This window comes from Pseudomonas umsongensis (assembly GCF_002236105.1).
Taxonomy (GTDB): Bacteria; Pseudomonadota; Gammaproteobacteria; order Pseudomonadales; family Pseudomonadaceae; genus Aquipseudomonas; species Aquipseudomonas umsongensis.
In genome coordinates, this window is sequence record NZ_NIWU01000001.1 from 1634666 (window position 1) to 1661043 (window position 26378).

General features: G+C 62.9%; 23 protein-coding genes. 18 read left to right on the top strand and 5 right to left on the bottom strand.

Annotated elements, in window-relative coordinates; translation table 11 throughout:
* Positions 1-546 precede the first annotated feature (546 nt).
* The 5 genes from PSUM_RS07210 (at position 547) to PSUM_RS07230 (ending at position 6511) form a co-directional block, all read left to right on the top strand.
* Positions 547-1149, top strand: coding sequence for a dimethylamine monooxygenase subunit DmmA family protein (locus tag PSUM_RS07210; protein WP_083349282.1), 603 nt, complete (start codon positions 547-549; stop codon positions 1147-1149).
* The gene (locus PSUM_RS07215; protein ID WP_083349283.1) at positions 1146-2114 is read left to right on the top strand and encodes a PDR/VanB family oxidoreductase; all 969 of its coding nucleotides are present in this window, start codon (positions 1146-1148) and stop codon (positions 2112-2114) included. The genes PSUM_RS07210 and PSUM_RS07215 overlap by 4 nt, the downstream gene beginning before the upstream one ends.
* Positions 2115-2132: 18 nt before the next feature.
* Positions 2133-3173 (top strand): heme-dependent oxidative N-demethylase family protein, encoded by a 1041-nt coding sequence (locus PSUM_RS07220; protein ID WP_020801175.1) that lies wholly within the window; start codon positions 2133-2135, stop codon positions 3171-3173.
* Positions 3174-3374: 201 nt separating this feature from the next.
* Positions 3375-4910, top strand: coding sequence for an APC family permease (locus PSUM_RS07225; protein WP_083349284.1), 1536 nt, complete (start codon positions 3375-3377; stop codon positions 4908-4910).
* A gap of 176 nt (positions 4911-5086) precedes the next feature.
* On the top strand, positions 5087-6511 hold the full coding sequence (locus PSUM_RS07230) for a gamma-aminobutyraldehyde dehydrogenase (protein ID WP_083349285.1): 1425 nt from the start codon (positions 5087-5089) through the stop codon (positions 6509-6511).
* Between the two features lie 104 nt (positions 6512-6615).
* On the opposite strand, the gene PSUM_RS07235 is transcribed toward PSUM_RS07230, so the two are convergent.
* The gene (locus PSUM_RS07235; protein ID WP_020801332.1) at positions 6616-6852 is read right to left on the bottom strand and encodes a hypothetical protein; all 237 of its coding nucleotides are present in this window, start codon (positions 6850-6852) and stop codon (positions 6616-6618) included.
* A 178-nt stretch (positions 6853-7030) separates the two neighbouring features.
* On the opposite strand from PSUM_RS07235, the gene PSUM_RS07240 reads away from it, so the two are divergent.
* The 6 genes from PSUM_RS07240 to yghX all read left to right on the top strand — a co-directional run bounded on the left by PSUM_RS07240 (position 7031) and on the right by yghX (position 14140).
* A complete protein-coding gene (locus PSUM_RS07240; RefSeq protein WP_020801333.1) occupies positions 7031-8794 on the top strand; it encodes an L-lactate permease in 1764 nt (587 codons plus the stop codon).
* Positions 8795-8989: 195 nt separating this feature from the next.
* Positions 8990-10489, top strand: a complete 1500-nt coding sequence (gene glcD, locus PSUM_RS07245) for a glycolate oxidase subunit GlcD (protein WP_020801334.1) — start codon at positions 8990-8992, stop codon at positions 10487-10489.
* Positions 10489-11553, top strand: a complete 1065-nt coding sequence (glcE, locus tag PSUM_RS07250; protein WP_083349286.1) for a glycolate oxidase subunit GlcE — start codon at positions 10489-10491, stop codon at positions 11551-11553. Before glcD ends, glcE begins: the two co-directional genes overlap by 1 nt.
* Positions 11554-11556: 3 nt before the next feature.
* Positions 11557-12777: a glycolate oxidase subunit GlcF gene (glcF, locus tag PSUM_RS07255; protein WP_033044510.1), complete on the top strand. Its 1221-nt coding sequence runs from the start codon at positions 11557-11559 to the stop codon at positions 12775-12777.
* A 19-nt stretch (positions 12778-12796) separates the two neighbouring features.
* Complete coding sequence (locus tag PSUM_RS07260; RefSeq protein WP_083349287.1) at positions 12797-13198, top strand: heme-binding protein; 402 nt, start codon at positions 12797-12799, stop codon at positions 13196-13198.
* Between the two features lie 54 nt (positions 13199-13252).
* Positions 13253-14140 carry a YghX family hydrolase gene (gene yghX / locus PSUM_RS07265; RefSeq protein WP_020801338.1) on the top strand — a complete coding sequence of 296 codons (888 nt, stop codon included), beginning with the start codon at positions 13253-13255 and terminating at the stop codon, positions 14138-14140.
* Positions 14141-15073: 933 nt separating this feature from the next.
* Here yghX and PSUM_RS07280 read toward each other — a convergent pair.
* From PSUM_RS07280 to PSUM_RS07290, 3 genes are all read right to left on the bottom strand, one after another.
* A complete protein-coding gene (locus PSUM_RS07280; RefSeq protein ID WP_083349289.1) occupies positions 15074-15727 on the bottom strand; it encodes a peroxiredoxin in 654 nt (217 codons plus the stop codon).
* A 104-nt stretch (positions 15728-15831) separates the two neighbouring features.
* Positions 15832-16776 carry an aldo/keto reductase gene (locus PSUM_RS07285; RefSeq protein WP_080725366.1) on the bottom strand — a complete coding sequence of 315 codons (945 nt, stop codon included), beginning with the start codon at positions 16774-16776 and terminating at the stop codon, positions 15832-15834.
* A 10-nt stretch (positions 16777-16786) separates the two neighbouring features.
* On the bottom strand, positions 16787-18064 hold the full coding sequence (locus PSUM_RS07290) for an NTP/NDP exchange transporter (protein ID WP_033043839.1): 1278 nt from the start codon (positions 18062-18064) through the stop codon (positions 16787-16789).
* Between the two features lie 52 nt (positions 18065-18116).
* On the opposite strand from PSUM_RS07290, the gene PSUM_RS07295 reads away from it, so the two are divergent.
* Positions 18117-18905 (top strand): alpha/beta hydrolase, encoded by a 789-nt coding sequence (locus PSUM_RS07295; RefSeq protein ID WP_033043838.1) that lies wholly within the window; start codon positions 18117-18119, stop codon positions 18903-18905.
* Between the two features lie 198 nt (positions 18906-19103).
* On the opposite strand, the gene PSUM_RS07300 is transcribed toward PSUM_RS07295, so the two are convergent.
* On the bottom strand, positions 19104-19892 hold the full coding sequence (locus PSUM_RS07300) for a DNA-binding transcriptional regulator (RefSeq protein WP_020796451.1): 789 nt from the start codon (positions 19890-19892) through the stop codon (positions 19104-19106).
* A gap of 134 nt (positions 19893-20026) precedes the next feature.
* Between PSUM_RS07300 and PSUM_RS07305 the strand changes: the two genes are divergently transcribed.
* From PSUM_RS07305 to dmpG, 6 genes are read left to right on the top strand one after another with little or no spacing between them, the layout of a single operon-like run.
* A complete protein-coding gene (locus PSUM_RS07305; RefSeq protein ID WP_020796450.1) occupies positions 20027-21685 on the top strand; it encodes a bifunctional 3-(3-hydroxy-phenyl)propionate/3-hydroxycinnamic acid hydroxylase in 1659 nt (552 codons plus the stop codon).
* A gap of 1 nt (position 21686) precedes the next feature.
* Positions 21687-22640: a 3-carboxyethylcatechol 2,3-dioxygenase gene (gene mhpB / locus PSUM_RS07310; protein WP_020796449.1), complete on the top strand. Its 954-nt coding sequence runs from the start codon at positions 21687-21689 to the stop codon at positions 22638-22640.
* Positions 22641-22655: 15 nt separating this feature from the next.
* Entirely contained in the window at positions 22656-23519 is an 864-nt protein-coding gene (locus PSUM_RS07315; RefSeq protein WP_020796448.1) for an alpha/beta fold hydrolase, read from the top strand.
* A gap of 14 nt (positions 23520-23533) precedes the next feature.
* A complete protein-coding gene (gene mhpD / locus PSUM_RS07320) occupies positions 23534-24322 on the top strand; it encodes a 2-keto-4-pentenoate hydratase (protein ID WP_083350167.1) in 789 nt (262 codons plus the stop codon).
* A 12-nt stretch (positions 24323-24334) separates the two neighbouring features.
* Positions 24335-25270, top strand: a complete 936-nt coding sequence (locus PSUM_RS07325; RefSeq protein ID WP_020796446.1) for an acetaldehyde dehydrogenase (acetylating) — start codon at positions 24335-24337, stop codon at positions 25268-25270.
* A gap of 10 nt (positions 25271-25280) precedes the next feature.
* Positions 25281-26291, top strand: coding sequence for a 4-hydroxy-2-oxovalerate aldolase (dmpG, locus tag PSUM_RS07330; RefSeq protein WP_020796445.1), 1011 nt, complete (start codon positions 25281-25283; stop codon positions 26289-26291).
* Positions 26292-26378 lie beyond the last annotated feature (87 nt).

Sequence of the window (26378 nt, forward strand, 5' to 3'; positions counted from 1 at the left end):
CTCGCTTTTGCTGTTGCTTTGGCTTTTGATTTTCTTGCCCCCTCGAGAGGCCGAGTGGAGGTTCTGCGCAGTGGGTAAACCGGCAAGGATGCCGGTTTAGCCGCGCTGGGCCATGGATGGCCCATCGCGGCGACCCACGGAGCAGGACCGGAGCGAGGGTATGCCGAGCCTTAGCGAGGCACCGAACGCCAGGGGCAAGAGCCCTTGGTTACTTGGGGCTTTTCCAAGTGACTCGCTGTAAGAGCGAAACCATAGGTGGCCGTTACCGCAGGAATGGATATGTACGCAGTCAACAAAATTCCCATTGCCCGTCAGGACGCCATCGCCGGCAAGCCGGGCTCCTACAAAAAACCGCTGCAAAAACGCCTACAACCATAGTTATTTCTGCTTACACTTTTCCTCTCGAAAAACTCTTAACCTTTTAAAATCAACACCTTAAAGACTTGGCACGCCCTGTGCTCCTGCTATGCAACCCACCATCGTTGGGCTTTGCATCTGTGCCGACGTTTCACCCGTCGAGCCGATAGCCAGGAGGAATAACAAGAAATGTTGATCACCGGGATCAAAAGTCGACCGGTCTACGACCGGTTGCAACCTCTGCCAGGAGGTCTGCGGCACATCGTTGCCGGGCAAGGCAGTGGCGGGCGCGCCATGTTGCGTTTGCTCGACGAGTTGGCCGGGCTGAAGCGGCCCGTGACCTTGCTGTACTCCCAGGAGTCGTTTTCCGGGCAGGACTTCCTTGCCCAATTACAGCAGCGTCCAGGTCACGATCTACGTGTGTATGCCAGCAACCAGGCCTTGATCGACGCCCTTGATGACCTGCTCGGCAACGCGCGGATGGGCACCCGCCTCTACCTCGCCGGCTCTGAAAGCTTCCTCGGCAGCGCCATGCAGGTGGCCACCCGTTACGACCTCAATCGCGACGAAGTGCTTCGCGAACACTCCGGCACGCTGGTGCGTCGGGTCTGGTGCGTGCACTGCGACACCTACACCGAGAACGTCACCCAACGCGTCTACGAATGTCCCGGATGCAGCCTCACGCTGGTGGTGCGCGACCACTACTCCCGACGCCTGGCGGCTTTCCAGGCGGTCAAGGCCGATGCCGAAGTACCGGGCGAACTGCCCCCAGCCGAGGAGCTCGATACATGAGCCAGAACAATGGGACTTTGAACCTGCGCGTCGCTCGCATTGAAGAGGTGACGCCGGAAATCAGGCGCTTCACCCTGGTTTCGCCGACCGGCGAGCACCTGCCGGCGTTCTCCGGTGGCAGCCACGTGGTGGTACTCATCGCCAACCCGAACAATACGCTGCGCAACCCCTACTCGCTGCTGAGTTCGCCCTATGACACCAGCAGCTACCAGATCGCCGTGCGCCGGGTAGAAAGCGGCCGCGGTGGTTCGATCGCGCTGCACGACAATGTCCGTGAAGGCGACCTGATCGAGGTCACGCCACCGGTCAATCTGTTTCCGCTGATCAAGCAGGCGCGCCTGCACCTGTTCATTGCCGGCGGTGTCGGCATCACCCCGGTAATCTCCCAACTCGAAGAGTTGCGCCTGAGCAAGGTGCCCTTCGAACTGCATTACGCGGTTCGCGGCGATGAACACGCACAGCTGGGCAAAGAGTTGCAGGACACCTACGGCAAGCAGGTCCACCTGTATCGCAAAGGCATCGAAGCGCGCATGGACATCGGGCAGATTCTCGCCAGTCGCCCGCTCGGCAGTCACGTTTACGCCTGCGGTCCGGACAGCATGATCGACGCCACCCTGGCCTGTGCCCGCGAGCTGGGCTGGACCGACAGTCACGTGCACTTCGAGCGCTTCCTCGAGCAAAGCAGCGGCGGCGAAGCCTTCAGCTTCACCCTGGGTCGCAGTGGCGCAACCATCGAGGTCTCGCCGGACCAGACCATGCTCGAAGCGGTCGAGGCCGCGGGCTACAGCATGCCTTACCTGTGTCGTGGCGGCGCCTGTGGCCATTGCGAAACCGAGGTCCTGGAGCTCGACGGCGAACTGCTGCACAGCGATGACTGGCTGTCGGACGACGACAAAGCCGCCCGCAAGAAAATCATGCCCTGCGTATCCCGCGCCAAATGCAATCGCCTGGTCATCGACCTCTGATCGACGGAAGACATAACAATGACTATCGAATTCAACCGCGACGAAACCTACCGCGACGACTACACCTTCGCCAACAGCCCGGAAACCATCGCCCGCGCGCCCTTCCCGTTCCCCGATGACGACTACATGTACTCGATGAACCTCGAGCCCCATGTCTCGGTCGGCGACGGCGCCTTCCGCGCAGCGTTCGATATCGACGAGCACTACATCAGCGAATGCCGGGACCGCGCCATCACCCTGGAGAAGGACCCGGGCATGCACTACGTCTCGGCGCCGCACATGATGGAGGCGCAGTGGGACTTGCTGGAACTGATCATGGAGTCCTACGCCCGCGACTACCCGCAGTACTTCACCCTGTCCCGTGAAGGCCGCCAATGGCACTGGACCAACCGCCTGCTGGACATCGACGATCACTTCATCTTCGGCGACCCGGCGACCCTGCCGTATGAGCCGATGGAATACGTGACCCGCCAGGCCCAGGGCGACTGGGTACTGCAGGAAGAACGCGACGGTACGCTGTATTGGGGCGCCGGGATCGCCACCCAACGCGCCGACTATTCGCTGCGCTTCAACCTGGGCATGAGCTGGGAGGAATTCCACGGCCCGGTGCCGCTGGTGAAGGAAATCGGCATGCTCGACCGCGCCCTGAAATTCCTCCTGCGCCTGCGCACCGGCCACCCGGTGCGTCGCCTTAACTGGTCGCTGACGGTCAACCCGCGCCTTGAAGTATCGGCCGAAAGCCTGCCCGAATGGGCACCAGACCGAACCATCGTGACGGCCGAAAACGCCGGCAAGCTGGTGTACCTGCGCATCGAGTTGCAACCGCTGCACCGCTTGCCGCGCAGTAACGCGATTGTCTTTCCGATCCGCACCTACCTGCTCAGCCTCGAAGACATCGCCACCAACCCGGCATGGGCGCGGCGCATGCATCGGGTGCTGCGTGATTTGAATCAGCAATTGGTCGATTACAAGGGATTCAGCCGGTATCGCGATGCTGCCGTGGAGTGGCTGTCGCAGTACGACGATGGGCGTGAGAGCGAGACAAAAAAACAAGCCTGAACCTTCAGTCCCTGTGGGAGCGAGCCTGCTCGCGAAGGGGCCATCACCTTCAACATTGATGTTGGCTGATAAGCCGCTTTCGCGAGCAGGCTCGCTCCCACATAGGGTCGGCGACAACCTGATAACAACAAGCTCCACAGGAGCAACGGCGGGGTCAACCCGCCAGCACTAATCCACTGCCATTGATAATGAGGAAATAACATGAGTGGCTCATCCAACACGCGTGCAAGCAGCGCCGATCAGGACGCGGAACAACTGCGCGCCCTCGGCTACAGCTCGGATTTCAATCGCAGCATGAGTCTGTGGGAGAACTTTTCCCTGGGCTTTACCTACCTGTCACCCGTCGTCGGGGTCTACACCCTGTTCGGCTTGTGCCTGGCCGCCGGCGGCCCGCCGATGTTCTGGTCTTACTTGCTGATCGGTGCAGGGCAAATGCTGGTCTGCCTGATTTTTGGCGAGGTGGTATCGCAGTTCCCGATTTCCGGCGGTGTCTACCCTTGGGCCCGTCGCCTGGTGGGCAAGCGCTGGGCGTGGATGGTCGGCTGGGTCTATGCCTGGGCGTTATGCGCAACCATCGCCGGGGTTGCGGTGGGTGCCGGTCCGTACCTGGCGATCATGCTCGGCTTCAATCCCGGCCCGGATGCCAACATCATTATCGCCCTGGCAATCATCCTGCTGTCCACCGCGCTGAACCTGGTGGGCACCAAATTGCTGGCGCGGGTAGCGATGTTCGGCTTTCTCTGCGAACTGGTCGGCGCGATCCTGGTCGGCGGCTACCTGCTGATCTTCGAGCGTCATCAACCGATCAGCGTGCTGTTCGACACCTTCAATCTTGAGGTAAACGGCTCGTACCTGCCGGCCTTCCTTGCGGCCTCCCTGGCTGGCCTGTTCCAGTACTACGGCTTCGAAGCCTGCGGCGATGTCGCGGAAGAAACCCCGAACCCGGGCAAGCGCATTCCCAAGGCCATGCGCATGACCATCTACATCGGCGGTGCGGCAGCGATGTTCGCGTGCCTGGCGTTGATCCTGTCGGTGCCGGACATGGCCAAAGTGCTGGCCGGTGAAGACACCGACCCGGTCGCCACGATCCTGGCCAATGCCTTCGGCCCGATCGGTTCGCGCCTGGTGATGGCAGTGGTGATGGTGTCGTTCATCTCCTGCGTGCTGAGCTTGCAAGCCGCCGCCAGCCGCCTGTTGTTCGCCTATGCCCGGGACGAGATGATCGTCGGCAGTTCGCTGTTCAAGCGCCTGTCGGCCAACCATGTGCCGTCGTTCGCGCTGCTGGTCAGCGGCCTGGTGCCGGCAGCGATCGTCTGCCTAGGGATGTTCATGGCCGATGCGGTGGCCACGATCGTCGGTTTCGCTGCGATCGGCATCTACGTCGCCTTCCAGTTGATCGTGGTTGCCGCGTTGATCGCCCGCGCCAAGGGCTGGCGCCCGAACGGCCAGTTCACCCTCGGGGCCTGGGGCCTCTGGGTGAACCTCGGCGCACTGGTCTATGGCGTGTGCGCCATCGTCAACATGGTCTGGCCGCGCTCGCCGGATGCAGCCTGGTACATCAACTATTCGATGATCCTGACCACGCTGGTGGTGATGGGTGCGGGCCTGGTCTACATGCTGCTGGGCAAGCCCTACGACAAGGGCACGGCGCCGGCGGGGGATGCGTGGAAGTTTTCCAAGCCGCTGGCCAAGGGTGGTGAGCTTTCCGGTGCTGCGGTAAACAAACCAGCGATCTGACAACCCAATACCCACTGTGGAAACCGAATCAATGTGGGAGCGGGCTTGCTCGCGAAAGCGGTGCATCAGCCAGCATCAATATTGAATGTGATGGCCTCTTCGCGAGCAAGCCCGCTCCCACAGTTTGAATCGGTTTCTTCAGGGGAAATAACAACAGTTCTGACGAGGACGATGTCATGCAAACCCAACTCTTGATCAACGGCCAACTGCTCACCGGCGAAGGCCCCGCCCAACCGGTGTTCAACCCGGCGCTAGGGCGCGTGCTGGTGGAAATCAACGAGGCCAGCGAAGCCCAGGTCGATGCCGCCGTGCGCGCCGCCGATGCCGCGTTCGATAGCTGGTCGCAGACCCCGCCCAAGGAACGTTCGCTGCTGCTGCTCAAACTCGCCGACGCCATCGAGGCCCACGGCGAAGAGCTGGCCAAGCTCGAATCGGACAACTGCGGCAAGCCCTACAGCGCCGCGCTCAACGACGAGATCCCGGCGATTGCCGACGTGTTCCGTTTCTTCGCCGGCGCCAGCCGTTGCATGAGCGGCTCGGCCGGCGGCGAATACCTGCCCGGCCACACCTCGATGATCCGCCGCGACCCGGTCGGGGTGATCGCCTCCATCGCGCCGTGGAACTACCCGCTGATGATGGTCGCCTGGAAAATCGCCCCGGCCCTGGCCGCCGGCAATACCGTGGTGCTCAAGCCCTCGGAACAGACGCCGTTGACCGCGTTGCGCCTGGCGCAACTGGCAGCGGAAATTTTCCCGGCCGGCGTGCTCAACCTGGTCTTCGGCCGCGGCCCCACCGTCGGCAGCCCGCTGGTCACCCACCCGAAAGTGCGCATGGTGTCGCTGACAGGTTCCATCGCCACTGGCGCGAACATCATTTCCGGCACCGCCGACAGCGTCAAGCGCATGCACATGGAACTGGGCGGCAAGGCCCCGGTGATCATCTTCGACGACGCCGACATCGACGCCGCGGTCGACGGCATTCGCACCTTCGGTTTCTACAACGCCGGTCAAGACTGCACCGCCGCCTGCCGCATCTATGCCCAGGCAGGCATCTACGAGAAATTCGTCGAGAAGCTCGGCGCCGCCGTGAGCAGCATCAAGTACGGCTTGCAGGACGATCCATCGACCGAACTCGGCCCGCTGATCACCGCGCAACACCGCGACCGCGTCGCCGGCTTCGTCGAGCGTGCCGTGGCACAGCCGCACATCCGCCTGGTCACCGGCGGCAAGGCCGTGGAAGGCAACGGTTTCTTCTTCGAACCGACGGTGCTGGCCGATGCGCAGCAGGACGACGAGATCGTGCGCCGCGAAGTGTTCGGGCCGGTGGTGTCGGTGACCAAATTCAGTGACGAGGCACAGGTGCTGGGCTGGGCCAACGATTCCGACTACGGCCTGGCGTCCTCGGTGTGGACCGCCGACGTCGGCCGCGCCCATCGCCTGTCGGCGCGCTTGCAGTACGGCTGCACCTGGGTCAACACGCACTTCATGCTGGTCAGCGAAATGCCCCATGGCGGGCAGAAGTTGTCGGGGTATGGCAAGGACATGTCGATGTATGGGCTGGAGGATTACACCGTTGTGCGGCATGTGATGTTCAAGCATTAAAAATCAAACGCTTCGCGAGCAGGCTCGCTCCCACAGTTGATCGAATTTCCCCTGTGGGAGCGAGCCTGCTCGCGAATATCGCATCGCCAATCCCCAGCCATGCGTTACAAGGTTCTCTGGCTGTTGCCGATACCCTTGGCAATGTCAATTCCCCAGTCCATCGCTGCTTCCATGTCCAGCATATGGGGTTTTGGATCGTGGTTTTCGTCAATGACCGAGCCGTCCGGCCGGTAAACACCGATGAACATTCCCAATGAGCCGTCCTTCAGTATCTCGGCCTTGACCTTGATGCTGCATCCGTTCGAAAGCGTCTCCTTGTGCTCGATATGGCGCTCAGTCATTGCTGCTCCCCTCCCACGGTTGGTTTCGACCTATCGGCAATGCTAGCTCAGCCGCCTGCCAAGCGCTGATCGAGGCGACGGCCACCGCGCCCTGACAGCGGCGCAATGGCACCTATACTAGAGGCCACCTCCCCCCCAAGGGGCTGCACTCCCAACAACAAAAAAGCAGAGGTGGAACATGGTCTGGCAGCAAATCTACGATCCGTTCAACAACCCGGTGCTTTCGACCCTCATGGCAGCCGTGCCGGTGGTGGTGATGCTCGCAGCCCTGGCCTTCTTCCATGTCAAGGCACACCTGGCGGCACTGCTCGCCCTGGCCTCGGCCCTGGTGATCGCGATTTTCGCCTTCGGCATGCCCGCCGGCATGGCGGGGTCGGCCGCGTTGTACGGCGCCGCCAACGGTTTGTTGCCCATCGGCTGGATTGTGTTGAACATCATTTTCCTGCACCGGCTGACCACCGAGAACGGCTCGTTCAAAGTGCTGCAGGACTCCCTGGCGCGGATCACCGACGATCGCCGCCTGCAATTGCTGCTGATCGCCTTCTGTTTCGGCGCCTTCTTCGAAGGCGCAGCGGGGTTCGGTACGCCGGTGGCGGTGACCGGGGCGATCCTCATCGGCCTGGGCTTTTCACCACTGGCCGCTTCGGGCCTGGCGCTGATCGCCAATACCGCGCCCGTGGCCTTCGGGGCCCTGGGTACGCCGATCATCACCCTGGCCAAAGTCACCGGGCTCGATGAAATGGAGCTGTCGATGATGGTCGGACGGCAACTGCCGTTCTTCTCGGTAATCGTGCCTTTCTGGCTGATCTGGGCCTTCGCCGGCTGGCGCAAGATGCTGGAAATCTGGCCGGCGATCCTGGTGACCGGGGTCAGTTTTGCCGTGCCGCAGTTCATCGTGTCCAACTATCACGGGCCGATGCTGGTGGACGTGATCGCCGCGCTGATTTCCATGGCCTGCCTGACGGGTTTCCTCAAAGTGTGGAAACCGGCCACCGTGCATACCTCCGCCGCCCTGTCCGGGCGCGTCGATAACTCGGCCATCGCCGAGGAGCATGACGAAAAGCCGATCGCCAGCGCAGCCTTTGCCAGCGATGCCAAGCCCGCGGTAATGCGCGCCTGGATGCCGTGGATCATCCTCACGGTCTTCGTTTTCGCCTGGGGTACCCAAGGCTTCAAGAACATGTTCGACACCCGCCCGGCGATCGATCCGGCCACCAGCGCGGCCAAACTGGATCCCCAGGGTAAACCGCTGCGCGAGGCAAATCCGATTTTCGCCCCGGTCCTGACTTTCACTACGATTCACCAGCAGATCGAAAAGATTCCGCCCGTAGTGCCTGCACCGAAAACCGAAGAAGCGATCTACAAGTTCACGTGGTTCACCAGCACTGGCACCGGCATTCTGCTGTCGGCGATTCTCGGCGGGCTGTTGATGGGCTACTCCATCCCGCAGCTGGTTCACCAGTACCTACGCACGCTGTGGGTGGTGCGCTACTCACTGGTCACCATTACCGCGATGCTCGCCCTGGGCTTCCTCACCCGCTACTCGGGGCTGGACGCGACCATGGGCCTGGCCTTTGCCGCGACAGGGATTTTCTATCCGATGTTCGGCACCCTGCTCGGCTGGCTCGGCGTGGCGCTGACCGGCTCGGACACCGCGTCCAACGTGCTGTTCGGCGGCTTGCAAAAAGTCACCGCCGAGCAACTGGGGCTCAGCCCGGTGTTGATGGCCGCCGCCAACAGTTCCGGCGGGGTCATGGGCAAGATGGTCGACGCCCAGTCGATCGTCGTTGCCTCCACCGCCACCCGCTGGTATGGCCATGAAGGGGAAATCCTGCGCTATGTGTTTTTCCACTCGATCGTCCTGGCGATCCTGGTCGGCGGCCTGGTGACGTTGCAGGCCTATGTCGCACCGTTCAGCAATATGGTGGTGGGCGGCCATTGATCGGACAACCCGGGCAATCACCCAAATGCTGTTCACTGTAGGAGCGAGCATGCTCGCGATGGACTCAAGTACGCTGCGTTTAGTCAGTAAACACGCGTTATCGTTGACGACCATCGCGAGCATGCTCGCTCCTACAGTGACCCAGCATTACGGCAATCGCCCGGGCTTTCATGAACGGAGTATCGTAAAACGACTATGAATATTCTCTACGATGAACGCGTTGATGGCGCTCTGCCAGAGGTCGACAAGGCCGCGCTGTTGCAGGCCTTGCGCACGCAGTTGCCCGACCTGGAAATCCTGCACCAGCAGGAAGAACTCAAGCCGTACGAATGCGACGGGCTGAGCGCCTACCGCACCACGCCGATGCTGGTGGTGCTGCCGCGGGACATCACCCAGGTCCAGGGCATATTGCGCCTGTGTCACGCACGCCGGGTACCGGTCGTCGCCCGGGGTGCCGGTACCGGCCTGTCTGGCGGCGCCTTGCCCCTGGAAAAAGGCGTGCTGCTGGTGATGGCCCGCTTCAACCAGATTCTGCAGATCGACCCCGCCGCCCGTACCGCGAGGGTGCAGCCGGGAGTGCGCAACCTGGCGATCTCCCAGGCCGCCGCGCCGTTCGGCCTGTACTACGCGCCCGACCCGTCCTCGCAGATCGCCTGCTCGATTGGCGGCAACGTCGCCGAAAACGCCGGCGGCGTGCATTGCCTCAAGTACGGCCTGACCGTGCATAACCTGCTCAAGGTCGACATCCTCACCGTCGACGGCGAACAACTGACCCTGGGCTCCGACGCCCTGGATTCCCCCGGCCTTGACCTGCTGGCCTTGTTCACCGGCTCCGAAGGCATGCTTGGGGTGATCACCGAAGTCACGGTCAAGTTGCTGCCCAAGCCGCAGTCCGCGAAGGTGCTGCTGGCCGCGTTCGACTCCGTGGAGAAAGCCGGCCACGCCGTCGGCGACATCATTGCCGCCGGCATCATCCCGGGCGGCCTGGAGATGATGGACAACCTGGCCATCCGCGCTGCCGAAGACTTCATCCACGCCGGTTACCCGGTGGAGGCCGAGGCCATCCTGCTGTGCGAACTCGACGGCGTCGAAGCCGACGTGCGTGACGATTGCGACCGCGTGCGCCAGGTGCTCGAGCAGGCCGGCGCCACCGAAGTGCGCCAGGCCCGGGATGAGGCCGAACGCGTGCGCTTCTGGGCCGGACGCAAGAACGCCTTTCCGGCGGTGGGCCGCCTGTCGCCGGATTACTACTGCATGGACGGCACCATCCCGCGTCGTGAACTGCCGGGCGTGCTCAAGGCCATCGCCGAACTCTCGGCCGAATACGGCCTGCGAGTAGCCAACGTGTTCCATGCCGGCGACGGCAACATGCACCCGCTGATCCTGTTCGATGCCAATACACCGGGCGAACTGGATCGCGCCGAGGCCCTGGGCGGCAAGATCCTCGAGCTGTGCGTGAAAGTCGGCGGCAGCATTACCGGGGAACACGGCGTAGGCCGGGAAAAGATCAATCAGATGTGCGCGCAGTTCAACAGCGATGAGCTGACCCTGTTCCATGCGGTCAAGGCGGCCTTCGACCCCGGCGGACTGCTCAATCCCGGCAAGAACATACCGACCCTGCACCGCTGCGCCGAGTTTGGTGCCATGCATGTGCACGCAGGAAAACTGCCCTTCCCCGACCTGGAGCGTTTCTGATGCACCCACCTGCTGATCTCGATGACAGCACAGCGCTGCTGGAGCAGGTCAACCAGGCGTTGGCCAACGCCACGCCGCTACGGATTCAGGGCGCCAACAGCAAGGCGTTCCTGGGCCGCGTGACGGCGGGGGAAATACTCGATACACGATCGCACCGGGGCATTGTCCGCTATGACCCGACAGAACTGGTGATCACAGCGCGCTGTGGCACACCGCTGACGGAACTGGCAAGCGTGCTGGACGCCGCGCAGCAGATGTTGCCCTGCGAACCGCCGGCCTTCGGCGATGACGCCACCGTCGGCGGCATGATCGCTTGCGGGCTGTCCGGGCCGCGTCGGCCGTGGTCGGGGTCGGTGAGGGATTTCGTGCTGGGTACGCGGGTGATTACCGGGCTGGGCAAGCATTTGCGTTTCGGTGGCGAGGTCATGAAAAACGTCGCCGGTTACGACCTGTCGCGCCTGATGGCCGGCAGTTACGGCACCTTGGGCCTGATCACCGAGGTCTCGCTCAAGGTCCTGCCCAAGCCCCGGCAGGCCCTGAGCATCAGCCTGCAAATGAACGTCGAGCAAGCTTTGCTGCGCCTGGCGGAATGGGGCCAGCAACCGCTGCCAATCAGCGCCGCCTGTCATGACGGCGAGTGCCTGCACCTGCGGCTCGAGGGCGGCGAAGGCTCGGTGGCGGCGGCCCACGATCGCCTGGGTGGCGAGGTGCTCGACGCTTCGTATTGGGCCGATCTCAACGAACAGCGCCTGGCGTTCTTCGATGAAGACCAGCCACTGTGGCGCCTGTCCGTGCCCAACAACACACCGCGCCTGTCCCTGCCCGGTCGGCAACTGATCGATTGGGGCGGCGCCCAGCGCTGGCTCAAGTCCGATGCCCGGGCAACGTTCATTCGCCAGGTCGTCGCCGAGGCTGGCGGGCACGTCACCTGCTATAGCCACGGGCTCACGGACACGCCCTTCCAGCCACTGCCCGACGCGCTGCTGCGTTACCACCAGAGCCTCAAGCAGCAACTCGACCCCCAGCGCATCTTCAACCCCGGACGCCTGTACGCGGAGTTATGAATCATGCAGACCACCTTGAGCGAACGCGCCCGCCGATTGCCCCGCGCCGAAGAAGCCGACAGCATCCTGCGCACCTGCGTGCACTGCGGTTTTTGCAACGCTACCTGCCCGACCTATCAGTTACTCGGCGATGAGCTCGATGGCCCGCGCGGGCGCATCTACCTGATCAAGCAGGTGCTGGAAGGCAACGAAGTCACGGCAAAGACCCAACTGCACCTGGATCGCTGTCTGTCGTGCCGCAACTGCGAGACCACCTGCCCTTCGGGGGTCGATTACCATAATTTGCTGGACATTGGTCGCGCCGTGGTCGATGCAGCGGTGCCGCGTCCGATTGGCCAGCGCCTGTTGCGCGAGGGACTGCGCAAGCTGGTGCCGCATCCGGACCTGTTCAAACACCTGGTCAACAGTGGCCAGACACTGCGCGCGCTGCTGCCCGGTACGCTGCAGGGCAAACTGCCGCGCAACCTCCCGGTGCCCAAGCAGCGTCCCGCCACCCGCCATGCCCGGCAGGTATTGATGCTCGAAGGTTGCGTGCAGCCCGCACTGTCGCCCAATACCAACGTGGCTGCCGCCAGGGTATTGGACCGGCTGGGCATCAGCGTCATGCCGGCCCGCGAGGCCGGGTGTTGCGGTGCCGTGGATTATCACCTGGACGCCCAGGCGGCTGGCCTCGATCGGGCCCGGCACAACATCGACGCCTGGTGGCCGGGTATTGAACAAGGCGCCGAGGCCATCGTGCAAACCGCCAGCGGTTGCGGTGCCTTTATCAAGGATTACGGGCACCTGCTCGAACGCGATCCAGCCTATGCCGACAAGGCGAAAAAGGTCAGCGCGCTGGCCCGGGACCTGGTGGAAGTATTGCGCGACGAACCGTTGGAACAACTGGGCATCCACAACGCCCACCGCGTGGCGTTCCATTGCCCCTGCACCTTGCAGCACGCGCAAAAACTCGGCGGCGCGGTGGAGAAGCTGCTGATCCGCCTGGGGTTCAACCTCACCACTGTTCCAGACAGCCATTTGTGCTGCGGTTCGGCGGGCACCTATTCGCTGACCCAACCGGAACTGGCCCGACAGCTGCGCGACAACAAGTTGAATGCCCTGGAAAGCGGCTACCCCGAAGTCATCGTCACCGCCAATATCGGTTGCCAGTCGCACCTCGACGGCGCGGGTCGCACCCCCGTTCGGCACTGGATCGAACTGGTCGAAGACGCCTTGTCCCAATAACGCCCACTGGAGAACGCCCATGAACCGCAAAGCCGTCCTGAGCCAGGTCGAAATCAGCCGGATCCTCGCTGCCGCGCGCACCGAAGCCCAGGCCAACCAATGGCCGGTGACCATTGTCGTGGTCGATGACGGAGGACATCCCCTGGCCCTCGAACGCCTCGATGGCGCCTCGCCCATCAGCGCCTACATCGCACTCGAAAAAGCCCGCACTTCGGCCCTGGGGCGGCGTGAATCCAAAGGCTATGAAGAGATGGTCAATGGCGGGCGCACGGCCTTTCTGTCGGCCCCGCTGCTGACCTCCCTCGAAGGCGGGGTGCCGATCATGGTCGACGGCCAGGTGATCGGCGCGGTCGGGGTGTCCGGGGTCAAGGCCGAGCAGGATGCACAAGTGGCGAAAGCCGGGGCGCAGTGCCTCGGTTGACCACAGGGCATGTCGCTGCAAGAACCATCAATCCGCCGAAGAGGAAGCGCACCGATGCCCCGTCTCACTGCAAAAGACTTTTCCCCGCAACTGCTGGAACTCTACGACTACTACGCCCATGGCCTGATCAACCGGCGCGAATTTCTCGACCGCGCCGCGCTGTTCACCCTGGGTGGCTTGACCGCTGGTGCGCTGCTGGCGTCCCTGAGCCCGGATTACGCCCTTGCCGAACAGGTCGAATTCACCGACCCGGACATCATCGCCGAGTACGTCACCTACCCCTCTCCCAAGGGCAACGGGCAGGTGCGCGCCTATCTGGTGCGTCCGGCAAAAGCCGCCGGCAAGGTCGCGGCGGTGGTGGTCGTCCATGAAAACCGCGGGCTCAACCCTTACATCGAGGACGTCGCGCGGCGCTTGGCCAAGGCCGGTTTCATCGCCCTCGCCCCGGATGGCCTGAGTTCGGTCGGCGGTTACCCCGGCAACGACGACAAGGGCCGTGCACTTCAGGAAAAGGTCGACCCGCAAAAGCTCATGAATGACTTCTTCGCCGCCGTCGAGTGGATGATGAAGCATCCCGACGCCAGTGGAAAAGTCGGCATCACCGGGTTCTGTTATGGCGGTGGCGTCACCAATGCGGCAGCCGTGGCTTACCCGGAACTGGGCGCCGCCGTGTCGTTCTACGGCCGACAACCGGACGCCAAGGATGTGCCCCGGATCAAGGCGCCGGTGATGCTGCACTATGGTGAACTGGATACGCGCATCAACGAAGGCTGGCCCGCCTATGAGCAGGCGCTGAAGGCCGGCGGCAAGACCTATGAAGCCTATATCTATCCCGGCGCCAACCATGGCTTTCACAACGACTCCACGCCGCGTTATGACGAGGCGGCGGCGAAGCTGGCCTGGGAGCGGACGCTGGGGTGGTTTCGTAAATATCTGGTTTGATTGAATGTTTGGATTGGAGGTATATCCGTTGCTGCGGTAACGGCCACTTAGGGTTTCGCCCTTACGGCGAGTCACTTGGAGAAGCCCGTAGGAGCGAGCATGCTCCGGGCGGCGTTCCGACGATGGAGGTCAACGATGACGCGGGAAGCCTGACACCCCGTGGTGCTCTCAGGTTTTTCGTCGGAACGCCGCCCGGAGCATGCTCGCTCCTACAGAGCCCGCCGTGATGGGGCAAGAAAATCAAAAGCCAAATCAACAGCCAAAGCGAGGCGGCCTGACAGCCGACCTGATCGCAGGTCTGTTCGCATTCCCCCTGTGGGAGCGAGCCTGCTCGCGATGGTCGTCAACGATAACGCGCCCTTTCTGGATGAACGCGTTGTCTGGACATTTTTCGCGAGCAGGCTCGCTCCCACAGTGGATTGGGGATATCTGGAAAAGTCAGGTCGGCTGTCAGGCCGCCTCGCTTTGCTTTGGATTTGGGTGCCCCGTTAACCACGCTGGCCGAACGCAGGCATTGCGCAGTGGGTAAACCGGCAGGACGCCGGTTTAGCCGCGCTGGGCCAGGGACGGCCCATCGCGGCGACCCACGGAGCAATGCCGGAGAGAGGGCATGCCGAGCCTAAGCGAGGCACCGAGTGGTGGGGCAAAGCCTTTTGCTTCCTTTTTGGCGTTTGAAAAAGGGAGTCGCTGTAAAAGCGAAACCATAAGTGGCCGTTACCGCAGCAATGGATATGTACTCCGACAACCAATTTCACACAGGGCTTCCTGTGACGCCCCGCATCACTGCTGCGCACGGCTCAATTAACGCGTCGTCAATGGAACGCAGAGCGTCCCTGGCGGCATTCCCACGCAGAGCGTGGGAACGATCAAATCGAACAGCATTCCCCTGCACACCGTCCCCGCAGGAGCGGTGTACAGGTCACCCACCAGGGCCTACTTGGGTTGCGGCACCACGCGCAAATACGGTTTCAGGGTCTTGAAGCCATCCGGATACTTCTTCCTCGCATCCTCATCGGAAACCGACGTCGGAATGATCACGTCTTCGCCCGGACGCCAGTTCACAGGCGTGGCGACGGTGTGCTTGGCGTTCAGTTGCAGTGAGTCGAGCAGGCGCAGCACTTCGTCGAAATTACGCCCGGCGCTCATCGGGTAGATCAGCATCGCCTTGACCTTCTTGTCCGGGCCGATGATGAACACCGAACGCACCGTGGCGTTGTCCACGACGGTGCGCTGGCCGCCGCTGGCATTGGGGTGAATCATGTCGTAGAGCTTGGCCACCACCAGGTTGTCGTCACCGATCATCGGATAGTTCACCGCATGGCCCTGGGTTTCCTCGATGTCGCCGACCCAGGCGCGGTGGTCGCTGACCGGGTCGATGCTCAAGCCGACGATCTTGGTGTTGCGTTTGTCGAACTCGGGCTTCAGCCGGGCCATATAGCCAAGCTCGGTGGTGCAGACCGGCGTGAAGTCCTTGGGGTGCGAGAACAGGATGGCCCATTTGTCGCCGATCCATTCGTGGAAGTGGATCGGCCCCTCGGTACTGTCGGCGGTGAAATCCGGTGCCTCATCGCCAATGCGGATAGTCATGTTCGATCTCCTTGGTGTAATGGTCGGGGATGTCTTGCATGCTCAGGTTTTTCGGACCTCAATCAGTGTAGTCAGGAACACGTCTTTCAAAACCTTCCCTGGCGTCAATCCAGCAAAGCGATCAACTGATGACGCTGCGCATCGGTAAGCATCGGGCCGAAACCGGCGCTGGCGTTTTCCGTCATGTAGCGCGGGTTGCCGGTGCCGGGGATGACGCAGGTCACCGCCGAATGCGACAACAGGAACTTGAGTGCCAAAGGTGGCCAACTCTTGATCCCGACTTGCGCGGCCCAACCGGGCAACGGTTTGCCCTGCAACCGCGCGATCAATCCGCCGCCGCCGAACGGCCGGTTGCAGATCACCGCGACACCGCGGTCGCGACACAGTGGCAGGAGGCGTTTTTCGACGCCGCGATCATCCAGCGCGTAGTTGATCTGCAGGAAGTCCAGCGGCTCAGCCTTGAGCACGGCCTCCACTTCGTCATAGGCCGACGCGGTGTAATGGGTGATGCCGATGTAGCGAATGCGTCCTTCTTCCTTCCACTGGCGCAGGGTCGGCAGGTGGGTTTGCCAGTCCAGCAGGTTGTGGATCTGCATCAGGTCGATGCGGTCGGTCTGCAGCAGCTTGAACGATTGCTCCATCTGCGCAATGCCTTCCTCGCGGCCACGGGTCCACACCTTGGTCGCCAGGAACGCTGGCGATCGTGGCTCGTGAATCGACAGCAGCTCGCCGGTGGTCTGCTCGGCGCGACCGTACATGGGCGAGCTGTCGATGACCTTACCGCCCTTTTCAAACAACGCGTCAAGCACGGCTGGCAAGCTGCGGTACGCTGGATCCGAAGGCGCCACATCGAAGCCGCGATAGGTGCCAAGGCCGACAGCGGGCAATGGCTCTTTGCTGGAAGGAATGACGCGGGTCATCATGGTCTTGCCTCCTGTTCCCGCCGCTGGCGAGGTTTGCGCACCGCTCGGGCCGAGCGTGAAGACCGCCGAAGCTGCGGCAGCCAGCGTGAGTATTTGCCTGCGGGTCAAACCTTGCGCATGGCTCATGACGATTCCCTCACCGGTGGCCCGGCTCCTGTGGTCCAGCTTCGGCCAATCGCGCCTGGCGCCTTGCCAGCCACAGGCACAACCCGCCCCACACTCCCGCCACCGGCACGACCGCCAGCGCGACCAGGCCGAAGCCTGCGCCCAGGGCCGTCAAACCGGCCGACAGCCAACCACTGGCAGCGTCGCCGCCACGATAGACCAGGGTTTCGATCACATTCTTGGCCTTGTATTTCTCTTCACGGCTGACCACCGTCCACAGCACCTCACGCGCCGGCCGGACCACGCCGAACTCCACCGCGCGGCGCAGTCCCTGGGCCAGTGCCACGCTGGCTGGCACCGGTGCCAGTGCCATGGCGCAAAACGCCACGACTGTCGCCAGGGGCAGCGCCAGCAACGCGCCACCAATGCCCACCAGGCGAATCAACGGCGCCGTCAGCAACAATTGACAGACCAGGGTCAGCGCCGACACCAGCAAATCGACCACGGCGAAAAATTGCGTCCTGCTGCCTACATCAGCGTAGCTGCCAGCGACGATCCGTCCCTGCTCGAAATACAACAAAGTCGCGGCGCTGGTGTGCAGAAGCATGAAGGCCACCAACCCCAAGAGATAAGGCGAGTGCAGGATCAGCGTGATCCCGGCGAGCATGCTGCCCCCCAGGCGCCGTTCGTCCAATATCCGGTTGGCCTGCTGCGATTGCGTCCTCGCCAGCAGCCCCCGATAGCAATGCACCGCCAGTTCCAGCAGCAGCGCCGCGCCGACGGTCAACGCCAGCGGGCCCAAACGAGTGGCCATGGTCGCCGCCAGCAAGGGCCCGATAAAGGTGCCCAGGGTGCCGCCGGCCGCGATGCAGCCGAACAGCCGTCGCCCCTGCTCGTTGGAGAAACGGTCGACTAGCACACTCCAGAAAATCGAGACGATGAACAGGTTGTAGAGGCTGATCCAGACAAAGAACACCCGCCCGACCGTCACCGGCGCGACGTGGTTGCCGATCAACAGGCCAAACACCAGCATCGACACGGCAATCACCCGGTAAATCAAGGGTACGAAGCGCGTGGCCGGCAACCGCGACGCCAGCGTGCCAAACACCGGCACCATCAGCAGCATCACCACGAAGGTGGCGGTGAACAGCCACTGCAACTTCTCGACACCGCCCTCAAGACCCAAGGCATCGCGCAACGGTCGTACCAGGTAATAACTGGCAAGCACGCAGAAATGGAACGCAAAACCCAAGGCCAGGGCCGCTCTTTCTGCAGGCAACACGTTGAGCCACTTGAGCGCCATGGGCATCGGTGCCCTCCTTTACCGCCAGCTACACTCTGACAGCACCCCGGAGCCGTCAATGTTGCCCACTAACGTTAGCCGAATGTCTCGTACCCTGGTGTTACTCGTCGTCATCGCCGCTGTGCTGTACCTGGCGCTCTGCGCGGCCCTGTTCGCGTTTCAGCGCGCACTGATCTACTACCCGCAGCCCCGCGCCGTCGACTCGCCCGAGACACTGCTGACGTTGCCCGTGGACGAGGCGCAGGTGCTGGTGTCGGTGCGGTCGCATGCCGGGCCCAAGGCGCTGATTTATTTCGGTGGCAATGCCGAGGACGTCTCGCGCAGCCTGCCGGAGTTCGACCGGGCCTTTCCCGAGCATGCCCTGTACCTGCTGCATTACCGTGGATACGGTGGCAGCAGCGGTTCACCGTCCGAAGAAACGATTGCTCGCGATGCCATGAGCTTGTTCGACAAGGTCTACGCCGACCACCCGCAGGTGGCGGTGGTCGGACGCAGCCTGGGCTCGGGGGTCGCGGTGCGCCTGGCCAGTTATCGGCCGGTGGCGAAACTGCTGCTGATCACGCCGTACAACAGCCTGGAGGAATTGGCTGAGCGCCAGTTCCGCTGGCTGCCGGTGCGGTGGCTGCTCAAGGATAAATTCGAATCCTGGCGCTACGCCGAGCACATCACTGTGCCGACGCGCCTGATCGCCGCTGAGCACGACGAGGTGATTCCAGGCGCAAGCACCCGGCGCCTCTACAGCCATTTCCGCCCGGGCGTGGCGACGCTGCAGGTGATTGCAGGCACCGGGCACAACTCGATCGGTAATAGCCCCGACTACGTCAAGGCACTGAGGGATGGCTTGTAATCGCGTCATCGCTCTTCGCCTGTAGGAGCGAGGCTTGCCCGCGAACCAGACGCCGCGGTGTAGCTGTAGGACCGCTTGTAGGAGCAAGGCTGCCCGCCCTGGCTTTCATGAGAAACATCCTTATTGATCTTAAAGTTGGGTTTTACCGCGATCATCTGGAAAACGCTGCATAGAACAACCATGAAGCCCCCATAGCGTTCAGTCAGATGAACCGACCAACTGGCTCTGGATCTTCTGCACCACGCCTTGCATCGCCGGCAGGTAACGTCGGGCCGCTTCCTCGACGGACATCGCTTTGGCAATGTAGACCAGATTCAGACACCCCATCAGCCTCGCCTCAAAGGTGATGGGTATCGCAATGGCCGCAATCTTGCGCTCCTGCCCCCAATGCGAGTTGTTTTCGCCATACCCCTTGGCGACGGTGTGCTGTACCAACCGGTCGACAAAACGGCGATCGGCAGCCAGCGGCGACTGTTCGTCGTCGCGGCTGATCATCAACTCGATCAACTCTTCGCGTTCGGCAGGCGGGCAGAACGCAAAGTAGGCACGCCCGGTGGCGGTCATCAACAATGGCAGGCGCCGGCCGACCATGGAGCGGTGGAACGAAAGGCGGCTGAAGCGATGAGTGGTTTCGCGAATGACCATGGCGTCGCCATCCAGCGTACACAGGTCCGTCGGCCAAACCACCTCTTGCAGCAGTTCGCCGAGCAACGGCGCGGCGATCGAAGAAATCCATTGTTCATCGCGAAATCCCTCACTCAATTCGCGCACTTTGAGGGTCAGGCGATAGCTGTCATCCGACTCGCTGCGCCGCACATAACCCTCGGCCTGCAAGGTTTCCAGCAGCCGTCGGACCGTGGTCCGATGCAGCCCGCTGCGCTCGGCCAGTTGTGCGGTGCTGGCCCCGCCGTCGAAGCGATTCAAGCTGTTGATCAGGGCCAGGCCACGCATCAATCCCCGCACGGACTTGTATTCGGTCTCGCTCATTGATCTTTCCTTTTTTGTTGTAAATCAACGATGTGCACCCAGTGCACACTAACAAGGGTTGTCGTTGTCCACCAGTACCGCGATTCACATACTGCGCCCAACAAGAAATCCAAAAGCGCTGTATGGAGATACCCATGAGTCCTGCACCCTCGCCCTCCACGCTGGAACTGAGCACTGACGTCGCCATCGTCGGCGCCGGCCCGGTCGGATTGATGATCGCCAACTACCTGGGCCAATGCGGCGTGAACGTCACCCTGGTGGAAAAGCTCGACCGCCTGATCGATTATCCCCGTGCCATTGGCCTGGATGACGAAAGCCTGCGCACCTTCCAGGCAGTCGGCCTGGCCGAAAACGTTCTGCCGCACACCACCCCCTGGCACGCCATGCGCTTCCTCACGCCAAAGGGTCGTTGCTTTGCCGACATCCAGCCCCGGACCGACGAGTTCGGTTGGTCGCGGCGCAACGCGTTCATTCAGCCCCTGGCCGACCGGGTGCTGTACGAAGGCTTGCAGCGCTTTAAAAACGTCAAGGTGCTGTTCAGCCGCGAACTGCAAAGCTTTGCGCAAAACGACAGCGCCGTGGTGCTCGACCTCAAGGACCAGAACGGTCGCGATGAACGCCTGCATGCCCGTTACCTGATCGGCTGCGACGGCGGCAACAGCCTGGTGCGACGCAGCCTGGACATCAGCTTCGAAGGCAAGACCGCGCCCAACCAGTGGATCGTCGTCGACATCGCCAACGACCCGCTGGCCACGCCACACGTTTACCTGTGCTGCGACCCGGTGCGGCCCTATGTGTCAGCCGCCCTGCCCCACGGTGTGCGTCGTTTCGAATTCATGGTCATGCCCGGCGAAACCGAAGCCGAGTTGAGCAAGCCCGAGAACATGCGCAAGTTGCTCGCCAAGGTACTGCCCGACCCCGACCGCATCGAGCTGATCCGCAGCCGCGTCTACACCCACAACGCGCGCCTGGCCGGTCGATTCCGCCAGGGCCGGGTGCTGTTGGCCGGCGACGCCGCGCACATCATGCCGGTGTGGCAGGGCCAGGGTTACAACAGCGGCATGCGCGACGCCTCGAACCTGGCGTGGAAGCTGTCGCTGGTGATCAAGGGCCTGGCCGCCGACAGCCTGCTCGACAGCTACGAACAGGAGCGCCGCGACCACGCCAAGGCCATGATCGACCTGTCCGTGCTCGCCGGCCATGTCCTGGCGCCGCCCAAGCGCTGGCAAGGCACCCTGCGCGATGGCGTGTCCTGGCTGCTCAATTACGTGCCACCGGTCAAGCGCTACTTCCTGGAGATGCGCTTCAAGCCAATGCCGCAATACACCCGTGGCGCCTTGATCGCCCCCAACGACAAGTCCTCTGCCGTGGGCAAGATGTTCATCCAGCCGCGAGTGCTGACTGAAGCAGGCGACACCCTGTTGCTCGATGAAGTGATCGGTAGCAACTTCGCGATCATTGCCTGGGGTTGCGATCCGATCTGGGGCATGAGCCGCGCGCAAGTCGAGCAATGGAGCGCCTTGGGCACGCGGTTTATCCAGGTGTTGCCAGACGTCCAGCTAAAGGCCGCCAGTGATGTGAGCCCGGGCGTGATCCGCGTCGGCGACAGCACCGGTCGTCTCAAGGAATGGTTCGCCAGTGGGTCGGCGTCCATCGCCCTGGTACGCCCGGACCGGTTCCTCGCCGGGCTGGCCATTCCGCAAACCGTTGGCCAGGCCTGCGATCAATTGACCCTGGCGCTCAAGGCACTGCCGCAAACGCCCGCGACGACCGTCGCCAGCCAGGTGGCTTGAGATGAGCGCTTATCTGCACTGCCTGTCGCACACCCCGCTGGTGGGCCACGTCGACCCGACGCCGCAGGTGCTGGCCGAAGTCGACGCGATGACCGCCGAGGCCCGCGAGCGCATCGCCCGCTTTGCCCCGCAACTGATCGTGCTGTTCGGGCCGGACCACTACAACGGCTTTTTCTACGATGTGATGCCGGCGTTCTGCATCGGCATGGCGGCCGATGCCATTGGCGATTTCGACACGGCCGCCGGTCCCCTGGACGTGCCCAAGGCGCTCGCCGAAGCCTGCGCCCAATCGGTCCTGGATGCTGGCGTCGACATCGCCGTGTCCTACCGCATGCAGGTCGACCACGCATTCGCCCAGCCCCTGGAGCTGTTGCTCGGCGGCTTGCAGGGCTGCCCGGTGATTCCGGTGTTCATCAATTGCGTCGCCGTGCCCCTGCCCGGTTTCAAGCGCGCCCGGCTGCTCGGGGAAGCCATCGGCCAGTGGGCGAAGTCGCTGGACAAGCGCGTGTTGTTCCTCGCCTCCGGTGGCTTGTCCCACCAGCCACCGGTGCCGGAACTGGCCAAGGTCGATGCGCGCATGGCCGATCGCCTGATGGGCAGCGGTCGTCAGTTGCCAGTCGATGAACGCCAGGCGCGGCAGAACCGGGTCATTCAAGCCGCCCGGGACTTCGTCCAGGACCCACACAGCCTGCACCCGCTCAACCCGACATGGGATCAGGAATTTCTCGACACCCTCGAGCAGGGTCGAGTCAGTGACCTAGATGCCCTGGGCAATGACCAGTTGTCGGCCCTGGCCGGCAAGTCCACCCATGAAGTGAAGACCTGGGTCGCCGCCTTTGCCGCGCTGTCCGCGTTTGGCCCGTATCGCACCGAAGGTCGCTACTACCGCCCGATTCCCGAATGGATTGCAGGCTTTGCCGCCCTTGGCGCCCAGCCGCTGAACAACAACTACTGAATCCAAGGAACTGTCATGACTGCCACTGCGTTCACCGAAACCTCCACCAGTCGCTTTGCCCGTATCAAGGAAGGCGATCTGGATCTGCAACTGCATTACAACGACGTCGGCCAGGGTGCTGAAACCGTGGTCATGCTCCATGGCTCAGGCCCCGGAGCCAGCGGTTGGGCCAACTTCCACCGCAACATCGACCCCTTGGTGAACGCCGGCTACCGCGTGATCCTCATGGACTGCCCAGGCTGGAGCAAGAGCGATCCGATCGTTTGCGACGGCTCGCGCTCGGACCTCAATGCCCGTGCGCTCAAAGGCCTGCTCGACGTACTCGACCTGGACCGCGTGCACATCCTCGGCAACTCCATGGGCGGCCATAGTGCCGTGGCATTCGCCCTCGCCAACCCTGAGCGCATCGGCAAACTGGTGCTGATGGGCGGTGGTACCGGCGGCCCGAGCGCCTTCGTTCCACAGCCGACAGAAGGCATCAAGTTGATCGGCGCGCTGTACCGCGACCCGACTATCGAAAACCTGAAGAAGATGATGAACGTGTTCGTCTTCGACGCCAGCAGCATCTCCGACGATTTGTTCCAGACTCGTCTCGACAACCTCCTCGCCCGGCGCGATCACCTGGAGAATTTCGTCAAGAGCAGCACCCTCAATCCCAAGCAGTTCCCGGACTTCAGCCACCGCCTGCATGAAATCAAGGCGCAAACCCTGCTGGTCTGGGGTCGTGAAGATCGCTTCGTGCCCATGGACACCGGCCTGCGCCTGCTGGCCGGCCTGCCCGACGCGCAATTGCATGTGTTCAACCGCTGCGGCCACTGGGCCCAGTGGGAACACGCCGAGACGTTCAACCGCCTGGTCCTGGACTTCCTGACCCACTGATGAACGAGGTCGACATGAACCCAATTCAAGACACCTTGGAACAGCTCGCCGCCGACCTGCGCCAGGCTGAAACCCGCCACGAAGCCATTGCGCCACTGCGCGAACAGATCGGTGAAGAGAATGCCGAGGCGGCCTACACCATCCAGCGCCTCAATGTTGCCCACGGCGTGGCCAGCGGCCGGCGCGTGGTCGGGCGCAAGATCGGCCTGACCAATCCCAAGGTCCAGGCGCAACTTGGCGTCGATCAGCCGGACTTCGGCACCCTGTTCGCGGACATGTGCTACGGCGATAACGAAACCGTACCGATGGGCCGCGTGTTGCAACCGAAGATCGAAGCCGAAATCGCGCTGATCCTGCAGCACGATCTTCCCCGTGCCGACACCACGTTTGCCGACGTGATGGCGGCTACCGGTTGGGTCGTCCCGGCATTGGAAATCGTCGGCAGCCGGGTCCAGGGCTGGAACATCCGCTTCGTCGATACCGTGGCCGACAATGCCTCCAGCGGCTGCTTCGTGCTCGGCGGCCCGGTCCGTCGCCTCGATGGTCTGGACTTGCGCGAGGCCAGCATGCGCATGACCCGCAACGGCGAAGAAGTCTCCAGCGGCAGCGGCGCCGAATGCCTCGGTCATCCCCTCAACGCCGCCGTGTGGCTGGCTCGCACCATGGCAAGCCTGGGCGATCCGCTACGGGCCGGCGACATCATTCTGACCGGCGCACTCGGGCCGATGGTCGCGGTCGCTGCCGGCGACCGTTTTGAAGCCGAGATCGACGGTATCGGTCGTGTCTCGGTCGACTTTGCATAAGGGGCAACAACCATGAAAAAACTCAAAGTCGCCATCGTCGGCTCCGGCAACATCGGCACCGACCTGATGATCAAGATCCTGCGCAACGCCCAACACCTGGAAATGGCGGTGATGGTCGGCATCGATCCGGCCTCCGACGGCCTGGCCCGGGCCCAGCGCATGGGCGTGGCCGTCACCCACGAAGGCGTCGAAGGCCTGACCCGCATGGACGTGTTCAAGGACATCGACTTCGTCTTCGACGCCACGTCCGCTGGTGCCCATGTGAAGAACGACGCGTTCCTGCGTTCGATCAAACCCGGCATCCGCCTGATCGACCTGACGCCGGCGGCCATCGGCCCGTACTGCGTGCCGGTGGTCAACCTGGAGCAGAACCTCAGTCAGCTCAACGTCAACATGGTCACCTGCGGAGGCCAGGCGACGATCCCCATGGTCGCGGCGGTGTCGCGGGTGGCCAAGGTGCACTACGCAGAAATCGTCGCCTCGATCGCCAGCAAGTCCGCCGGCCCCGGCACCCGCGCCAACATCGACGAATTTACCGAAACCACCTCCAAGGCGATCGAAGTGATCGGTGGTGCGAGCAAGGGCAAGGCGATCATCGTGATGAACCCGGCCGAACCGCCGCTGATGATGCGCGACACGGTGTTCGTGTTGTCCGAGGCGGCGGACCCGGCGCTGGTCGAGGCCTCGATCGTCGAGATGGCCGCCGCCGTGCAGGCCTATGTGCCAGGTTATCGCCTGAAGCAAAAAGTGCAGTTCGACGTGATCCCGCAAGACGCGCCGCTGCACATCCCCGGCCTGGGCCAATTCTCCGGCCTGAAGACCTCGGTGTTCCTCGAAGTCGAAGGCGCCGCCCATTACCTGCCAGCCTACGCCGGCAACCTCGACATCATGACCTCCGCAGCCTTGGCCACCGCCGAGCGCATGGCGCAGTCGATGCTCAACGCCTGAGGAGCCTTTCATGAACGGCAAGAAACTCTACATCTCCGACGTGACCCTGCGCGATGGCAGCCACGCGGTGCGTCACCAGTATTCGCTGCAGAATGTGCAGGACATCGCCCGCGCACTGGACAAGGCCCGCGTCGACTCGATCGAAGTCGCTCACGGCGACGGCCTGCAAGGCTCGAGCTTCAACTATGGCTTTGCCGCGCACACCGACCTGGAGTGGATCGAAGCCGCCGCCGATGTCATCAGCCACGCCAAGATCACCACCTTGCTGTTGCCCGGGATCGGCACCGTGCATGACCTCAAGGCCGCCTACAACGCCGGGGCCCGGGTGGTGCGCATCGCCACCCATTGCACCGAGGCCGACGTGTCGAAACAGCACATCGAATACGCCCGCGAGCTGGGCATGGACACCGTCGGTTTCCTGATGATGAGCCACATGATCCCGGCCGAGCAGTTGGCCGTCCAGGCCAAGCTGATGGAAAGCTACGGCGCGACCTGCGTGTACATGGCCGACTCCGGCGGTGCGATGAACATGCAGGATGTGCGCGAGCGATTCCGCGCGTTCAAGGCGGTGCTCAAGCCGGAAACCGAGACTGGCATGCACGCCCATCACAACCTGTCGCTGGGCGTGGCCAACTCGATCACCGCGGTCGAGGAAGGTTGCGACCGCATCGACGCCAGCCTCGCGGGCATGGGTGCCGGTGCCGGCAACGCGCCGCTGGAAGTGTTCATCGCCGCCGCCGAGCGCCTGGGCTGGAACCACGGCACCGACCTGTACACGCTGATGGACGCCGCCGACGACATCGTCCGCCCGCTGCAGGACCGTGCGGTGCGGGTCGACCGCGAGACCCTGGCGTTGGGTTACGCGGGCGTTTATTCGAGCTTCCTGCGCCACGCCGAAATCGCCGCTGCCAAATATGGCCTGAAGACCCTCGACATCCTCGTCGAGTTGGGCAAGCGGCGCATGGTCGGCGGCCAGGAAGACATGATCGTCGACGTCGCGCTGGACCTGCTCAAGCGCTGACGTCACACAACCCTGTAGGAGCGAGCAGGCTCGCTCCTACAAGGTCGACCCTCTGTTTGCCATAACAACAATAAAACGGGTACATCC

Excerpts from the sequence above, each read along its gene's own strand:
- PSUM_RS07285 (WP_080725366.1), bottom strand. The coding sequence starts at position 16,776 with ATGAGCCATGCGCAAGGTTTGACCCGCAGGCAAATACTCACGCTGGCT.
- PSUM_RS07220 (WP_020801175.1), top strand. The coding sequence starts at position 2,133 with ATGACTATCGAATTCAACCGCGACGAAACCTACCGCGACGACTACACC.
- PSUM_RS07315 (WP_020796448.1), top strand. The coding sequence starts at position 22,656 with ATGACTGCCACTGCGTTCACCGAAACCTCCACCAGTCGCTTTGCCCGT.
- mhpD (WP_083350167.1), top strand. The coding sequence starts at position 23,534 with ATGAACCCAATTCAAGACACCTTGGAACAGCTCGCCGCCGACCTGCGC.
- PSUM_RS07280 (WP_083349289.1), bottom strand. The coding sequence starts at position 15,727 with ATGACTATCCGCATTGGCGATGAGGCACCGGATTTCACCGCCGACAGT.
- PSUM_RS07305 (WP_020796450.1), top strand. The coding sequence starts at position 20,027 with ATGAGTCCTGCACCCTCGCCCTCCACGCTGGAACTGAGCACTGACGTC.
- PSUM_RS07240 (WP_020801333.1), top strand. The coding sequence starts at position 7,031 with ATGGTCTGGCAGCAAATCTACGATCCGTTCAACAACCCGGTGCTTTCG.
- yghX (WP_020801338.1), top strand. The coding sequence starts at position 13,253 with ATGCCCCGTCTCACTGCAAAAGACTTTTCCCCGCAACTGCTGGAACTC.
- PSUM_RS07230 (WP_083349285.1), top strand. The coding sequence starts at position 5,087 with ATGCAAACCCAACTCTTGATCAACGGCCAACTGCTCACCGGCGAAGGC.
- dmpG (WP_020796445.1), top strand. The coding sequence starts at position 25,281 with ATGAACGGCAAGAAACTCTACATCTCCGACGTGACCCTGCGCGATGGC.
- PSUM_RS07235 (WP_020801332.1), bottom strand. The coding sequence starts at position 6,852 with ATGACTGAGCGCCATATCGAGCACAAGGAGACGCTTTCGAACGGATGC.
- PSUM_RS07260 (WP_083349287.1), top strand. The coding sequence starts at position 12,797 with ATGAACCGCAAAGCCGTCCTGAGCCAGGTCGAAATCAGCCGGATCCTC.
- PSUM_RS07295 (WP_033043838.1), top strand. The coding sequence starts at position 18,117 with ATGTTGCCCACTAACGTTAGCCGAATGTCTCGTACCCTGGTGTTACTC.
- PSUM_RS07290 (WP_033043839.1), bottom strand. The coding sequence starts at position 18,064 with ATGCCCATGGCGCTCAAGTGGCTCAACGTGTTGCCTGCAGAAAGAGCG.
- PSUM_RS07225 (WP_083349284.1), top strand. The coding sequence starts at position 3,375 with ATGAGTGGCTCATCCAACACGCGTGCAAGCAGCGCCGATCAGGACGCG.
- PSUM_RS07300 (WP_020796451.1), bottom strand. The coding sequence starts at position 19,892 with ATGAGCGAGACCGAATACAAGTCCGTGCGGGGATTGATGCGTGGCCTG.
- mhpB (WP_020796449.1), top strand. The coding sequence starts at position 21,687 with ATGAGCGCTTATCTGCACTGCCTGTCGCACACCCCGCTGGTGGGCCAC.
- PSUM_RS07215 (WP_083349283.1), top strand. The coding sequence starts at position 1,146 with ATGAGCCAGAACAATGGGACTTTGAACCTGCGCGTCGCTCGCATTGAA.
- glcF (WP_033044510.1), top strand. The coding sequence starts at position 11,557 with ATGCAGACCACCTTGAGCGAACGCGCCCGCCGATTGCCCCGCGCCGAA.
- PSUM_RS07325 (WP_020796446.1), top strand. The coding sequence starts at position 24,335 with ATGAAAAAACTCAAAGTCGCCATCGTCGGCTCCGGCAACATCGGCACC.
- PSUM_RS07210 (WP_083349282.1), top strand. The coding sequence starts at position 547 with ATGTTGATCACCGGGATCAAAAGTCGACCGGTCTACGACCGGTTGCAA.
- glcE (WP_083349286.1), top strand. The coding sequence starts at position 10,489 with ATGCACCCACCTGCTGATCTCGATGACAGCACAGCGCTGCTGGAGCAG.
- glcD (WP_020801334.1), top strand. The coding sequence starts at position 8,990 with ATGAATATTCTCTACGATGAACGCGTTGATGGCGCTCTGCCAGAGGTC.